This window comes from Erythrobacter ramosus, from assembly GCF_009828055.1.
GTDB classification, from domain to species: Bacteria; Pseudomonadota; Alphaproteobacteria; order Sphingomonadales; family Sphingomonadaceae; genus Erythrobacter; species Erythrobacter ramosus.
On the sequence record NZ_WTYB01000001.1, the window covers coordinates 1,013,740 to 1,027,768 of the forward strand.

12 protein-coding genes and 1 tRNA gene are annotated in these 14,029 nt (G+C 64.9%); 10 read left to right on the top strand and 3 right to left on the bottom strand.

What is annotated here, in order from left to right; all coding sequences use genetic code 11:
- Positions 1–184: 184 nt before the first annotated feature.
- On the bottom strand, positions 185–355 hold the full coding sequence (locus GRI59_RS05135; protein ID WP_160760081.1) for a DUF1674 domain-containing protein: 171 nt from the start codon (positions 353–355) through the stop codon (positions 185–187).
- 124 nt (positions 356–479) lie between these two features.
- On the opposite strand from GRI59_RS05135, the gene GRI59_RS05140 reads away from it, so the two are divergent.
- The gene (locus tag GRI59_RS05140; protein ID WP_160760082.1) at positions 480–1,730 is read left to right on the top strand and encodes an RsmB/NOP family class I SAM-dependent RNA methyltransferase; all 1,251 of its coding nucleotides are present in this window, start codon (positions 480–482) and stop codon (positions 1,728–1,730) included.
- Between the two features lie 38 nt (positions 1,731–1,768).
- Here the strand turns inward: GRI59_RS05140 and msrA are convergent, their stop codons facing one another.
- Positions 1,769–2,320: a peptide-methionine (S)-S-oxide reductase MsrA gene (gene msrA / locus GRI59_RS05145; RefSeq protein WP_160760083.1), complete on the bottom strand. Its 552-nt coding sequence runs from the start codon at positions 2,318–2,320 to the stop codon at positions 1,769–1,771.
- Positions 2,321–2,413: 93 nt separating this feature from the next.
- On the opposite strand from msrA, the gene GRI59_RS05150 reads away from it, so the two are divergent.
- The 4 genes from GRI59_RS05150 to GRI59_RS05165 all read left to right on the top strand — a co-directional run bounded on the left by GRI59_RS05150 (position 2,414) and on the right by GRI59_RS05165 (position 4,806).
- On the top strand, positions 2,414–3,298 hold the full coding sequence (locus GRI59_RS05150; protein ID WP_160760084.1) for a class I SAM-dependent methyltransferase: 885 nt from the start codon (positions 2,414–2,416) through the stop codon (positions 3,296–3,298).
- An 18-nt stretch (positions 3,299–3,316) separates the two neighbouring features.
- Positions 3,317–4,195 carry an N-carbamoylputrescine amidase gene (gene aguB / locus GRI59_RS05155; protein ID WP_160760085.1) on the top strand — a complete coding sequence of 293 codons (879 nt, stop codon included), beginning with the start codon at positions 3,317–3,319 and terminating at the stop codon, positions 4,193–4,195.
- Positions 4,196–4,199: 4 nt separating this feature from the next.
- Positions 4,200–4,688 (top strand): 2-amino-4-hydroxy-6-hydroxymethyldihydropteridine diphosphokinase, encoded by a 489-nt coding sequence (gene folK, locus GRI59_RS05160; protein ID WP_160760086.1) that lies wholly within the window; start codon positions 4,200–4,202, stop codon positions 4,686–4,688.
- A 42-nt stretch (positions 4,689–4,730) separates the two neighbouring features.
- Positions 4,731–4,806: transfer RNA gene (locus tag GRI59_RS05165), tRNA-Lys, on the top strand.
- Between the two features lie 138 nt (positions 4,807–4,944).
- Here GRI59_RS05165 and GRI59_RS05170 read toward each other — a convergent pair.
- Positions 4,945–5,643 (bottom strand): queuosine precursor transporter, encoded by a 699-nt coding sequence (locus tag GRI59_RS05170; RefSeq protein WP_160760087.1) that lies wholly within the window; start codon positions 5,641–5,643, stop codon positions 4,945–4,947.
- A 215-nt stretch (positions 5,644–5,858) separates the two neighbouring features.
- Here GRI59_RS05170 and GRI59_RS05175 point away from each other — a divergent pair, with 215 nt between their 5' ends.
- The 5 genes from GRI59_RS05175 (at position 5,859) to GRI59_RS05195 (ending at position 14,011) form a co-directional block, all read left to right on the top strand.
- Entirely contained in the window at positions 5,859–7,322 is a 1,464-nt protein-coding gene (locus tag GRI59_RS05175; protein WP_337190235.1) for a NupC/NupG family nucleoside CNT transporter, read from the top strand.
- 53 nt (positions 7,323–7,375) lie between these two features.
- Positions 7,376–8,305, top strand: coding sequence for an isopenicillin N synthase family dioxygenase (locus tag GRI59_RS05180; RefSeq protein ID WP_160760088.1), 930 nt, complete (start codon positions 7,376–7,378; stop codon positions 8,303–8,305).
- A gap of 276 nt (positions 8,306–8,581) precedes the next feature.
- Entirely contained in the window at positions 8,582–11,890 is a 3,309-nt protein-coding gene (locus tag GRI59_RS05185) for a TonB-dependent receptor (RefSeq protein WP_160760089.1), read from the top strand.
- Between the two features lie 268 nt (positions 11,891–12,158).
- Positions 12,159–12,884, top strand: a complete 726-nt coding sequence (locus GRI59_RS05190; protein WP_160760090.1) for a TonB family protein — start codon at positions 12,159–12,161, stop codon at positions 12,882–12,884.
- An 86-nt stretch (positions 12,885–12,970) separates the two neighbouring features.
- Positions 12,971–14,011, top strand: a complete 1,041-nt coding sequence (locus GRI59_RS05195; RefSeq protein ID WP_160760091.1) for a sugar phosphate nucleotidyltransferase — start codon at positions 12,971–12,973, stop codon at positions 14,009–14,011.
- Positions 14,012–14,029: the final 18 nt, after the last annotated feature.

Genomic DNA, 14,029 nt, shown 5'->3' on the forward strand with positions numbered 1-14,029 from the left:
CGATAGCGAGAGGCGTTCTTTCCCATCGTCCTTTCCCATGGTCAGCCCTCTCACCCCCTGGCGGGGCCTCCCCCCCCGCCGCAGGCAAAGTGTCAACTTCGATTTTTTGGTTTAATCTTCTGAATTCAAATCAGAAATCCGTCGAAATGCCGCTTGACACCCTGTCAACTTTGTCAACTTCGTCTCAGAAATCCCAGGCGATCCCGTCCTTCTCCCAATCGCCGTAGCGGGTGGGGGAAAGCTCGCGCGGTTCGTCCTTGAGCGGATCGGTCACCTTCGGCGCGGGCACCGGATCATTGGTCCAGTGAGCGGGCTTCTTGAAGGCCTTGGCGGCTTCGGACTTCTGTTTGGTCATGGTCTTCAAATGCCTATGCTGGCACTTTGTTTCAAGGAAGGTTAGGGGCGGGCGCTCTGGCCAGCATCGCCGGGGAGCGAAAAACCGGTTCCCACTTTTTCGCGCGATGCTCTAGAGGCCTCTCATGTCAGCCACCCCCGGACTTCCCGTGCGCCGCGCCGCGCTTCGCCTGCTTGATGCCGTGTTCCGGCGGGGCGAGACGCTTGAACAGGCCGAAGGCGGCGCGCTCGGCGATGTCCGCAAGGCGCCGGATCGCGCGCTGGCAAAAGCGATTGCGGGGGAGACCCTGCGCTGGCTGACCGACCTCGATGCGCTCATCGACAGCGCGACCAAGCAGAACCTGCCTGATGATGCCAAGGCGCGGATGGTGCTGCGGATCATGCTGGCGCAGGCGTTGCGGCTCGACACCCCGCCGCACGCGGTGATCGCGACCGGGCTGCCGTTGCTGGCGGGCGGCCCGCGCAGGCTCGCTCACGGCGTGTTCTCGGCGCTGGTGAAGCCCGGTGTGGGCGTGCTGCCCGAAGTCCCGACTCTGCCCGAACGTGTCACCGAACGCTGGGGCGCGGACAAAGCCGCCGCGATCGCGCCGGGCCTCGCCTTCCCGCCCGAGCTTGACCTTGCGCTCAAGGACGCTGCCGAGACCGAAACGCGCGCCGTTACGATGGGCGGCGTGACGCTCGCCCCCGGCCATGTCCGCCTTCCGCGCGGTGCGGCGGTGGAGAGCCTTGCCGATTACAAGGCCGGCGACTGGTGGGTGCAGGATCTCGCCGCGTCCATCCCGGCGCGATTGCTGGGGCCGGGTGACGGCCGCAGCGCGCTCGACCTCTGCGCCGCGCCGGGCGGCAAGACCATGCAACTGGCAGCGGCGGGGTGGAACGTCACCGCGCTCGACAGTTCAAAGCGGCGGCTCGACCTGCTGAAGGATAACCTCAAGCGCACGGGCCTGAAAGCCTCGCCCGTCCGCGCCGATGCGCTGACGTGGGAGCCGAAACACCGCTTCGACGCAGTCCTGATCGACGCGCCCTGCACCGCAACGGGCACCTGCCGTCGCCACCCCGATGTGCTCCACCGCATCGGCGCGCGGCAGATTCCCGAGATGGTCGAACTGCAACGCGCGCTCGCTGCGAAGGCGGCGGAATGGCTCAATCCCGGCGGCGTGCTGGTCTATGCTGTATGCTCGCTGGAAGAAGAGGAAGGCGAGCAGCAGGCGGCGTGGATCGACGCCGAGCTGGGCCTTGCGCCGATGCCGATCACGGCGGCGGAGCTGCCCGTTGGGCTAACGCCGACGGCAGAGGGCTGGCTGCGGACGCATCCGGGGATGCTGGCCGACCAAGGCGGGCTGGATGGGTTCTTTGTGGCGCGGTGGGTGAAGTAACGTCCCCGTCCCAGGTCAAGCCCGGGACGGGGGGCAACTTACTTCACGTACTTCTGAAACGACTTACGCAATTTCATAAGTTTGGGCGGAATCACCGCGAGGCAATAGGGGTTGCGCTGGCCTTCGCCGTCCCAATATTCCTGATGGTAGTCCTCAGCCGGATACCACTCAGCGGTTTGCTCGCCGCCCGACAGGCCTTCGATGGTGGTGACGGCCAGTTTGCCATTGTCGGCGTTCCAGCGCGCAATCGCCGCTTCGGCCTCGGCGCCCTGCGCGTCCGACAGCGGGAAGATCGCCGAGCGGTACTGCGTGCCGATATCGCCGCCCTGCCGGTTCAGCTGCGTCGGATCATGCGTGCCGAGAAACACGTCGTAAATCTGAGGCAGGCCGATCACATCCGTATCGAAGGTGACGCGAATCCCTTCGGCGTGGCCGGTGGTGCCGGTGCAGACCTCTTTGTAGGTCGGGTTGGGCTTCGTCCCGCCGATATAGCCGCTTTCGACCAACGTGACGCCCACTACGTCGCGGAACACCGCCTCGGTGCACCAGAAGCAGCCGCCTGCAATGATCGCCGTGTCCAAGTTGCTCATCGAAATCTCCATTGGTATTGGCCACAAATAGGCTAGCAAGTGGCAATTGCCATGCGTTGGCGAGCGAAATTTCCACCTCCGGAGAGAGACCCCATGAAGAAACTGATCCTTGTCGCCGCTGCGAGCGCGCTTGCTGTGGCTGCCCCGCTGCTGGCACACCAGCACACAGGCCACGCCGCCCATGCCGAGCACGGCGATGCCCACGTCCTCGACACCGCCGCTTTCAACAAAATGCATGGCGAGGCCGTGTCGGGCGCGCTCAACCACCCCTCGCGCGCCGAAGACAAGGTGCGTGACGTTCACCGCCACCCCGCCGAAGTGCTCGCGTTCTTCCATGTCGGCCCGCACATGAAGGTTGGTGAATATTCGCCCGGCGGCGGCTGGTATTCGCGCCTGCTCGGCCACTATCTGGGCGGTGAGGGGCAATTGGTCGGCCTTTATGCAAACCCGCTTACCGCCACCGCCGATCCGGCCCGCCAGCAGCGCATCCGTGACCAGGCGGCAGGCTTCGGCGCGGAAGTGGCTGGCTACACCGGTCTTCCGGCGGACAGGTTCAGCGGCCTTACGATGGACAAGGCCGCCGAGCAGAAGGGCACCTTTGACCGCATTTTGGTGATCCGCGCGATGCACGGCATCACCAATGGCGGCATCGCCGACACCGAAATCCGCGCGATGCGCGCGCTGTTGAAGGACGACGGACTGCTCGGCATCGTCCAGCACCGCGCCAAGGCGGATGCGCCGTGGTCCTATGCCAATGGCACCAAGGGCTACATGAAGCAGCAGGACGTGATCGACTTCATGCGTCTCCAAGGCTTTGAACTGCTCGCATCGAGCGAGGTCAACGCCAACCCCAAGGACACTGCCGATCACCCCGAAGGCGTGTGGGAAATGCCCCCGACGCTCGCGACCAAGCGCGAAGACCTGAAGGACAAGGGCGAAAGCGACCGGATGACGCTGCTCTTCAAGAAGTCCAAGTAATGGGGTAGGGGCGGCGGCATGACCGCAATTACTGTCGCCGCCCTACAGCTGTCCTTGGGTTCCGAGGACGAAGACACCAATATTGCCGCCGTCGCCGCGCTGGTCGAGGAGGCTGCGGCGCAGGGCGCGCAGTTGATTCTGCCGCCTGAGCTGTTCTCCGGCCCCTATTTCTGCCGCGAGGAAGACGAGGCGCTGTTTGCGCTCGCCCGCCCGACGCTCCAGCATCCCAGCGTGATCGCCATGCAGGCGCTCGCCGCCAAGCTGAAGGTGACGATCCCCACCAGCTTCTTCGAGCGGGACGGGCATCACTATTACAACACGCTGGCGATGATCGGCCCGGACGGGGCGGTGCAGGGCACCTATCGCAAAAGCCATATTCCTGATGGCCCGGGGTACGAGGAAAAGTACTATTTCCGCCCCGGCAATGATGGCTTCAAGGTGTGGGACGTGCCGGGCGAGGATGGTGCCATCGCCCGCGTCGGCGTCGGCATCTGCTGGGATCAGTGGTATCCCGAATGCGCGCGCGTCATGGCGCTGATGGGGGCGGAATTGCTGCTTTACCCGACCGCAATCGGCTCCGAGCCTTATGACGCGGACCTCGACACCAGCCGAATGTGGCGGCGCGCGATGATCGGGCATTCGGTATCGAACTGCATGCCGGTCGTCGCTGCCAACCGGATCGGGTCGGAAGGGCCGGGTGCGGGTGCGCAGAACTTCTACGGCCACTCCTTCATCACCGATGAATGGGGCGATTACCTTGCCGAATATGGTGCGGGCGAAACCGGCGTGCTGGTCGCCCGGCTTGATCTCGCCCGCGCCGCCAAGCACCGCGCGGGGATGGGCTTCTTCCGCGACCGCCGCCCGCAGCTTTACGGCCGGATCGCGCAGGACATCTGACGCGGTGTCCAGCACCTATCTGATCGCGCTGGGGAGCAACCGGCGGCACCATCTCTATGGCCGCCCGCAGGACGTGGTGCTGGCAGCGATGGAAGAATGCGCCGCCTTCGGCACTGTCACTGCTCGCGCGCCGGTGATCGCGACCGCGCCGATGGGCGCGGCACAACGGCGCTTTGCCAATGGCGCACTGGTGCTTTCGAGCGAGCTTACCCCCACCGCGCTGCTCGCGGCGTTGAAGCATACCGAGCGCGCTTACGGTCGGCGACCCGGCCAGCGTTGGGGCGACCGGGTGCTGGACCTCGATATCATTCTGTGGAGTGGCGGCGTGTGGCGCTCTGTGGACCTGAAAATCCCCCACCCGGCCTTCACGCAGCGGCGCTTCGTGCTGGACCCGGCTTGCACCATCGCCGCCGACTGGCGCGATCCGCTCAGCGGTTTAACCGTCGCCCAAGCCCAAGCCCGCTTGACCCGCCCGCGCCCCCTGCCTAGGTGAGCGCCCTTGTCGCCCCTGGCGACGCGGCGAAGCCGTCAGCGTGGACCCGTAGCTCAGTTGGTAGAGCAACGGACTTTTAATCTGTAGGTCTCGGGTTCGAGCCCCGACGGGTCCACCATTTTTGTTTGCGCAGCCCCTCCGGGCTGCGAAATCCTCGCTCACACGAGCTGAAGCTCGCGTCGCTGCGGGCGGGCGGTCGCCCTTGCGGCCCTTCGGGCCGTTCCGGTGCTTAGCGAGAGGTTGTTGGGGTGGCCCCTCAGCCTTCCTTCTTTCGGTCCAGCCAGCGTGCGGCCTGGACGCCGCCGGTGATCAGGAACGGCACCAGCACTAGGCTCAGGAACACTTTCGCCAGCACTTGGCCGATCATCAGGTCGGTGATGTCGAACTCGCCATAGAACGCCAGGGTGATGAAGATCACCGAATCGACCGCTTGGGACAGTGCGGAGGCGATCGCGCCGCGGACCATCAGGCCTAGCGTCGTCTCGGCCCCGCTCCCGCGCAGGCGGTCGAAGATCCAGATATTGAGCAAGAGCGAGGTGATGTAAGACGCAGGGCCCGCCATCCACACCCGCCAGGTCGAACGGTGCACCCGTTCAAACGCGGCAAGATCATCGGGGCGGAAGGCGATCATCTCGGACGAGGCGGGCAGGGCCAGCACCAGCCACATCAGCAGCGCTGACAGCCCGAGCGGGAAGAACCCCCACCACACGATCCGCTGCGCCATTGCGCGGCCATAAAGCTGCGATAGCGTGCTCGAAATCACCACCAGCAGCAGGAACGGGAAGATCCCGCTCTCCACCGCAAGGCTCGTCGGCCAAAGCTGCACCTGCTTGAACGCCAGCACGCCGGCCAGCACCGTCATTCCGCCATACAGCAGCGTGAAGACGAACAACCCCAGCGGCATATTGACAGTGGGCGAGGTCGCAGCGGCGGGTGCGGGATCGGTTTGGTCCATTACCCAAGTGCTAGCCAGCACCGCGGCAAAAGGAAAGCGGCGCGCACCGGCCTGTCACCCGTGCTTTGTGACCGGTTAGCCTTAGCCTCCAGTGCTTCCCCGCTTGCAACGCCGCGCGCAAACTGCCACGCCAAGTCCCGTTGCGCGCAAGGGAGGCGATCTTGCGGGCTTCAGGGGTCTAACGCTTCCGACATGAAGAAGGGCAATTTGCTGCCGTGAACGAGAGTATCACGTCCATCCTGCTGAGCCTTGCAGGCGTGCTCGCCATTCTTGGGATCGCCTTCGCGTTGTCGACGGCGCGGCGCAGGATCAACCTGCGCGTGGTCGGTTCGGCCTTTGCGTTGCAGGCGGTTACCGCGCTGATCGTGCTGCGCACCGACACCGGCGTCGCAGTGATCGGCGGGCTGTCGCAGGGCGTGATCGCGCTGCTCGATTTCTCCAAGGTCGGGATCACGTCGGTGTTCGGCCCGATGGAAACCAACCCCTTCGCCAACACCTTCGTGATCGCCGCGCTGCCGGTGATCGTGTTCTTTGCCGCGATCGTCTCGATCCTTTACCACCTCGGCATCATGCAGCGGCTGGTGCGTTGGGTGGGCGGGGCGATCGGCTTTGTCACCGGCATCAGCAAGGTTGAGGCCTTGGGCGCGGCAGCCAACATCTTCGTCGGCCAGTCCGAAAGCCCGCTGGTGGTGCGGCCATATCTGGCGGCGCTTTCGCCGTCGGGCCTGTTCACGCTGATGAGCGTCGGGATGGCGGGCGTGGCGGGGACGATCCTTGCCGCCTATGCGAGCTTCATCGGTGAGGATGCCGTGCCGTTCCTGCTGGCGGCGGCGTTCATGTCGGCGCCGGGCGGGATCCTGATGGCCAAGATCATTATGCCGGACGATGCCACACTCGCCGGCGGGCGCGACCAGGGCGTAACGGCCGCTGCCGGGTCCAACACGCTGACCGAGGCGACCCGCGTCGTCATGTATGACGAAAACGGGCAGCAGGTCGAACTCCCCCAAGCGCGGATCAGCGCGGTCGGCCCGGCCTCGATCCTCGAAGGCGGCGCCAAGGCTGACGAAGTGAGCGCGGCCGAAACCTTCGAGGAAGGCCAGCGCCCCGCCAATATCATCGAAGCCGCAGCGCAAGGCACCCAGACCGGCGTCAAGCTGGCCGTGGCCGTGGGCGCAATGGTGATGGTGTTTGTCGCACTGGTGGCGCTCGCCAACGGGATGCTCGCCGGGATCGGCGGCGGGATCGTGAACTTTGCAAACGGCATCGGCGCGCCGATCAGCCCTGAGGTGGCCACTTGGCTGCAAGGCATCAGCTTCCAGCAATTGCTCGGCTATGTGTTCGCGCCGGTGATGTTCCTGATCGGCATTTCCGATTGGGATCAGGCGCAGATCGCGGGCGGGTTGTTCGGCACCAAGATCGTGCTCAATGAATTCGTCGCTTTCATCGATCTCGGCAAGATGGGGCCGAGCGAATTGACCGACCGCAGCCGGGCGATCGTCACCTTTGCGCTGTGCGGCTTTGCCAATTTCTCGTCGATCGCCATCCAGATGGCGGTGACAGGCGGCCTGGCCCCGAACCAGCGCCCGGTGATTGCGCGGCTGGGGCTGCGGGCGCTCGCCGCGGGGAGCCTCGCCAACCTGATGAGCGCGGCGCTGGCGAGCCTGTTCCTGCCTTATTGAGCGCTGCGCGAAGGGCTTGGCAGGCGCGGTGCCCCGCGTGTAAAGGGCCGGGCATGATCAATATTGCTTCCGTCTCGCTGACCCAGCCGCTCGAAACCATCGCCGACGAGTTGGGGCGCAGCTTTGGCGAATATGGCTTTGCCGTGGTGCGCGATCACGGCATCCCCCAGACCCTGATCGCAGAGGCCGAGGCCGTCTCGAAGGCGTTCTTCGCGCTGCCCGACGCGGTCAAGCGCGCCTACAAGATCGAAGGCGGCGGCGGGGCGCGGGGCTACACCCCGTTCGGCACCGAAAAGGCCAAGGATGCCGAGGTGTTCGACCTCAAGGAATTCTGGCATGTCGGCCGCAGCTTGCCCGAAGGCCACCCGCTGGCAGAGTTCATGGCCCCCAATGTGTGGCCGACCGAGGTCGAAGGCTTCCGCGAAACGATGAGTGCGCTGTTCTCCGCCTTCGAAGTGGCCGGTGGCCGCGTGTTGGAAGCGATTGCGCTCCACCTTGGCCGCCCGCGCAATTTCTTTGCGGCGAGCGTTGAAGACGGCAATTCGGTAATGCGCCTGCTGCACTATCCGCCGCTCGGCGAAGGCGCACCCGAAGGCGCGATCCGCGCCGCCGGGCATGAAGACATCAACACCATCACCCTATTGCTCGGTGCCGAAGAAGCAGGGCTTGAGCTGCTGACCAAGGCGGGCGAATGGCACGCGGTCGATGTGCCGCCGGGCGCGCTGGTCATCAATGTGGGTGACATGTTGCAGCGCCAGACCAACGGCAAGCTGCGCTCTACCACGCACCGGGTGGTCAATCCACGCGGCGAGGCTTCGCGGCGGGCGCGGTATTCGATGCCGTTCTTCCTGCATTTCCGGCCCGATTTCTTGATCGAAGCGCTGCCGGAATGCGTCGCTGCCGATACGGCGAATCCCCCGCCGGAGCCGATCACGGCGCATGATTACCTGATGCAGCGCCTGCGTGAGATCAACCTCGCCTGATCGCGGCTGAAGGGGCGATTTTTCGTCCCATTGATTGGCCTCAAGAAATTCCCTGTGGGCGTTGCTGCGATGCAACACTCAGGTATGGAACTCGCGCTAAACCTACACTTTTCTGGCGTTCGTCGCGACTCGCCTTATGGAATCGCCGCGCCGGGGTGAGGCGTTTCATCAAACTGTCACAGAACAGTCGCTTTGCCGCAAGCGTTCAGGCCTAGGGCAGGTCGCATTACGTTTCGATCACCTCTTCATCTCCACCGTTAACAGGGGCTTTTACCCATGAAGCTTAAGTATCTCCTTGCGGCGAGCATCGTCAGCCTTGCTGCGACCACCACCATCGCCACTCCGGCGTTTGCGCAGGAAACCACCTCGTCCGTTCGCGGCGATGTTGTTGACCAGAACGGCAACCCGATTGTCGGCGCCACCGTGGTCGTAACCCACGTTCCCTCGGGCACCAAGTCGACCCAGACCACCGATGCTGCGGGCGGATTCAACGCTGCCGGTCTGCGTCTTGGCGGCCCGGTCACCGTCGAAGTGACCGCTGACGGCTTCGAAACCGCTTCGCAGGAAATCGGCTTTCTGACTGCCGGTCAGGCCCAGCGTATCAGTGTTGCTCTTGCCGAAATGGGCCAGACCATCGTGGTCACCGGCGCGCGCACCCGTTCGTCGATCTCGCTGGGCACCGGCGCCGCAACCGTGCTGAGCGCCAACGACATTGCCGGCGTGGCCAACGTCAACCGCGACATCCGCAACCTTGCTGCGCGCGATCCGTTGGTGACGCTCGACGCCACCAACAACGGTGCGATCAGCATCGCCGGACAGAACAACCGCTTCAACCGCTTCACCGTCGATGGTGTGGCCTTCGGCGATCCCTTCGGTCTTGAATCGGGCGGCCTCGTGTCGACGCGCGGTCCCGTGCCGCTTGATGCAATCGGCGAATTCTCGGTCGAAACCGCGCCGGTCGATATCCAGCAGGGCTTCTTCCAGGGCGGTGCGATCAACACCCAGCTCAAGTCTGGTGGCAACAATTTCACCTTCATGGGCGCGGCGTTCTACCAGAACGACGATCTGCGCGGCAGCCGCGCCGATAACCTGACCCGCCTCGGCGCCTTCGACTCGCAGGTCTATGTGGCGCAAGTCACCGGCCCGATCATCAAGGACAAGCTGTTCTTCGCGGTTACCTATGAACGCACCCGTGACACGGTCCCGGCCGACGTTGATCCCTCGCAGCTCGGCATCACCGATGCCGAGATCAGCGCGATCAGCGCCACGGCGCAAAGCGTCTACAACTACGACACGCTCGGCGTTGCCAGCGACATCGTGGAGAAGGACGACAAGCTGATCACCAAGCTCGACTGGAACGTCGCTGATGGTCACCGTCTGACCGCCACCTACATCTGGAACGATTCGGCGCTGCTCGCCGGCCAGACCGGTACGGCCCAGCTCTCTGCCATCGGTAACGGCAACCCGACCTACAACCTGCTGTCGAACAACTACACGCAGGGTGCGATCAACCACTTCGGGATCATCCAGTCGAGCAACCAGTGGTCGGACGACTTCTCGACCCAACTGCGCGTGTCCTATGCGGATTACGTGCGTCTCCAGCAGCCGATTGGCGGCACGACCTTTGGCCAGTTCCAAGTCTGTCTCGACCCGGTCAACCCGGCGACAGGCGTTGGTGCAGCTCCGGCTGTGTGCTCGGCCGGTCAGGAGCGCATCCAGTTCGGTCCGGACATCAGCCGTCAGGCGAACGAGCTCGACAGCCAGTCGCTGGCGGTTGAATTTGCTGCGACCTTGAAGGTCGAAAGCCACACCCTCAAGCTGATTGCCGAGCGTCGTCGTCAGGATGTCCGTAACCTGTTCGCTCAGCGCGTTTCGGGTGCATGGCTGTTTGATAGCGTCGCCGATTTCGGGGCGCGTCGTGCCAACGAACTCGACTACGCTGTGGCGTTGCGGGGCGGCCTCGACACCGTCACCGCCGAATTCCAGAACAACAGCTGGACCTTCGGCCTGATGGACACGATCGACGTCACCGACAACCTGACGGTTGTGGCGGGCGTGCGTTACGACCTGTTCGATTCGCCGGATCGTCCGTTCTTCAACGAGTTCTTCCTTCAGCGCTTCGGCTTCGCCAACACCGCCACCCTCAACGGGCGTGACCTGTTCCAGCCGCGCTTCGGCCTCAACTGGCAGCCGACCGATCGTCTTCAGGTCCGCGGTTCGGCGGGTCTGTTCGGCGGCGGCAACCCGCTGGTGTGGATCTCGAACAACTTCTCGAACCCGGGGCCGACGCTCCAGCGCGTGCGCGTGCGTCGTAACGCCAACGGCACCTTCTCGATCCCCGAGCAGGCGGTTCTCGGCCTCAGCAACGCCCAGGTGCAGACCCTAGGCGCGGCGACCCTGAACAACGTTTCGGGCGGCACAGGCGTGCCCCAGGAGCTGATCGACGCCGTGCGGCGGGCCGGTTTCCAGGGCGCCCCGACCAACGCGCTCGATCCGAACTTCAAGGTTCCCTCGCAGTGGCGCTTCTCGGGCTCGGTCGACTATGAAGCCGATCTCGGCTTCCTGGGTGACGGCTGGCGCTTCGGCACCGACGTGATCTATTCGAAGACCAACGACGCGCTCGAGTGGGTTGACCTGCGCTCGGTCGAGCAGGCCGGCACGCTTCCTGATGGCCGCCCGCGCTACAACGTGCTGGCTGGCACGGCCGGTGAAAACACCGACATGCTGCTCACCAACACGGGCTTCGGCGAAAGCTGGAACATCGTTGCCCGCTTCGACAAGGACTTCGACTCGGGCTTCTTCGTGAGTGGTTCGTACACCTTCCAGGATGTGACCGATCAGAACCCGGGCACGTCGTCGGTGGCGTTCTCGAACTACACCAACACTGCCTTCACCGATCCGAACTTTGCGGCTCAGGGTATCGCCAACTACCAGCGCGATCACCAGTTCCGCTTGGTCGCGGGCTATGACGCCGAACTGTTCGGCGACAACAACACCCGTATCGAGTTCTTCTACAACCTGCGTTCGGGCCAGCGTTACAGCCACACCTTCAATGACCCCACCAACGGGCGTTCGGCGGTGTTCGGTGTCAACGGTCGCGGCAGCCGCGGTCTGCTCTACGTTCCGGACGTGAGCAGCATCACGGCCGACTCGCGGGTCACCTACGATTCGCAGGCGACCTTCGCGGCGTTCCAGAGCTTCGTGCAGAACTCGGAGCTCAACGGCTACCAGGGCCAGATCGCGGACAAGAACATCGGCAAGACTCCCTGGGTGCACAAGCTGGACCTCTCGGTGCGTCAGGAAGTGCCGTTCGTCTTCGGCGGCAAGCTGGAACTGATGGCCGATGTCGAGAACGTGCTGAACATGATCGACAAGGACTGGGGCACGATCCAGCAGGTCGGCTTCCCCTACACCGCGTCGTTGGTCAACGTGACCTGCCTCCAGACCGTAGGCGGGGCGGCTGCCACCACTCCGGGTCAGCCCTGTGCGCAGTACCGTTACTCCAGCTTCCGCGCGCCGAACGAAGCGACCAACATCAACGGCTCGCTGTGGGGCGTTCGCTTCGGGGTTCGCGTCCGCTTCTGATCGCCTGAGCGATTGCTGAAACACGAAAGGGCGGTCCGGCAACGGGCCGCCTTTTTGCGTGTGAGCACACCCGGCGGGTCAGCGTCCTCAAGGGCGCAGTCCGCTTCGGCATCCGGCGGCGCGTGGCTGCCGTGCCGGTCATGATCCCGTGCGCGCGCGATTGGTGCGCTCCATCGCCTATTGCTACCAGTCTGCTATAGTCCGGTCCTGCGGCTTGCGGGGACAACCGCATCCGGAATGGACCGAACGCGAGGACAGGCCACAGCCCATGCCCGACAACCGCACCTTCCAGACCCGTCCGCGGCGGCTGAGCTGGCCGCTGATTGCCGGGATTGTGCTGCTGCATCTGGCGGCGCTCTATGGCCTAGCCCGCGCGCTCGCCCCCGATTTCACCGCCTCGGTTGAGCGTGAGGTGCTGTCGACCTTTACCGTCACCATCACCGCGCCGCCCGATCCGCCGCCGCCGGACAATCAGTCCGAACCCGATGAGGGCGCGCAGGGCGATCCGGGGCGTGAAGCGGTCGCTCAGCCGGTGACCAGTCCGCCGCCGCGCGTTCCGGTGAAACAGAACAGGCCGCTCCCCCGCGCCGCATCGACCGGGACAGCGAATCAATCCGGCGCAGCGGCATCGGGCGACGGTACGGGCGCCGCCGGGAGCGGAACCGGCACGGGCAGCGGCAATAGCGGCAGCGGGCGCGGCGGGATCGTGGTTTCCAAGCCCGTCCACATCAGCGGCAGCCTCGATAATGCGCGCGACTATCCGGTGCCGCCCGGAGGCCGTGCCGCGCGGCGCGGTACACAAGTCATCGTCCGGGTGACCGTCGGTACGGACGGCCGCGCGCGGGGGTGTTCTGTCTATCGCCCCAGTCCTGATCCCGAAGCGGATCGCATCACCTGCCAGCTGGTCGAAGCGCGCCTCGGTTTCCGTCCGGCGACCGATGCCAACGGCAATCCGGTCGCTGCACCCTTCTATTGGCGCCAGCAGTGGTTCTGATCGGACAAGTGGCGGAATTATATGCAGATCAGACTCGTTTCTGAACAACGAGTTGTTATAGGTTTGCCCAAACGAGGGGTATTCGAGTGACTGCGATTCATCCTGTGATCTTGTGCGGCGGCAGCGGCACGCGGCTGTGGCCGGTCAGCCGCAAGGCTTGTCCCAAGCCGTTCCTGCCGCTGGTGAGCGATGAGACGCTGTTCGAACAGGCGGTGCGCCGCGTGGCAGGTGATGATCGCTTTGCGGCCCCCATGGTGGTGGCAGGTGCGGCCCACGCGGATCTCATTCTCGCGCAGCTAGGCGATACGCCCGGTGCGCGGCTGGTGATCGAACCGGCGGCCAAGAACACCGCCCCTGCCATCGCGCTTGCCGCCGCGTTGCTGCCTGAGGATGCGGTGATGCTGGTCTGCCCGAGCGATCACCATATCGCTGACAGCGCCGCCTTCCGCGCCGCCGCGCTGGCCGCAGCGGCACTGGCACGCGAAGACTATCTCGTCAGCTTCGGCATCGCGGCGGATCGACCCGAGACCGGCTATGGCTACCTGCGGCGCGGGGAGCCCTTGGCGGGCGGCTTTGCGATCCGCGAATTCGTCGAGAAGCCCGATCTGGCACGGGCCGAGGCCTATCTCGCCAGCGGGGACTATAGCTGGAACGGCGGCATCTTCGCCTTCCGCGCCGGGCACCTGCTGGCCGAACTCGCCGCGCACCGCCCGGAGATGGCGCAGCTTGTGCGCGATGCAGTAGCCCGCGGCAAGGATGATGGCGCGCGCTTCCACCCGGCGGCTGAACCCTTTGCCGCGATTGACGGGGATTCGATCGACTATGCCGTCATGGAGAACACCGTCCGCGCCGCAATGGTGCCTGCCAGCATGGGCTGGTCCGATATCGGCAACTGGGCTGCACTGGGTGAAGCGCTGGCGGGAGAGGCGGACGCGGCCGGCAATGTGGTGCGCGGCAGCGCCGACCTCGCTCAATGCAGCGGCGTCTTTGCCATGAGCGATGGCCCGCGCATTTCGGCGGTGGGCCTTACCGATGTCTGCATCATTGTCTCCGGCGGCGAGGTGCTGGTCACCACGCGGGACGGCGCACAAGCGGTCGGCAAGCTGCCGGGAGCCGTCAACCAGTGACCGCGCGCCAGCTTCCCA

What these genes read in the sequence shown, in the direction of transcription:
- GRI59_RS05135 (WP_160760081.1), bottom strand. Translation starts at nt 355, where the DNA reads ATGACCAAACAGAAGTCCGAAGCCGCCAAGGCCTTCAAGAAGCCCGCT.
- GRI59_RS05140 (WP_160760082.1), top strand. Translation starts at nt 480, where the DNA reads ATGTCAGCCACCCCCGGACTTCCCGTGCGCCGCGCCGCGCTTCGCCTG.
- msrA (WP_160760083.1), bottom strand. Translation starts at nt 2,320, where the DNA reads ATGAGCAACTTGGACACGGCGATCATTGCAGGCGGCTGCTTCTGGTGC.
- GRI59_RS05150 (WP_160760084.1), top strand. Translation starts at nt 2,414, where the DNA reads ATGAAGAAACTGATCCTTGTCGCCGCTGCGAGCGCGCTTGCTGTGGCT.
- aguB (WP_160760085.1), top strand. Translation starts at nt 3,317, where the DNA reads ATGACCGCAATTACTGTCGCCGCCCTACAGCTGTCCTTGGGTTCCGAG.
- GRI59_RS05170 (WP_160760087.1), bottom strand. Translation starts at nt 5,643, where the DNA reads ATGGACCAAACCGATCCCGCACCCGCCGCTGCGACCTCGCCCACTGTC.
- GRI59_RS05180 (WP_160760088.1), top strand. Translation starts at nt 7,376, where the DNA reads ATGATCAATATTGCTTCCGTCTCGCTGACCCAGCCGCTCGAAACCATC.
- GRI59_RS05185 (WP_160760089.1), top strand. Translation starts at nt 8,582, where the DNA reads ATGAAGCTTAAGTATCTCCTTGCGGCGAGCATCGTCAGCCTTGCTGCG.
- GRI59_RS05190 (WP_160760090.1), top strand. Translation starts at nt 12,159, where the DNA reads ATGCCCGACAACCGCACCTTCCAGACCCGTCCGCGGCGGCTGAGCTGG.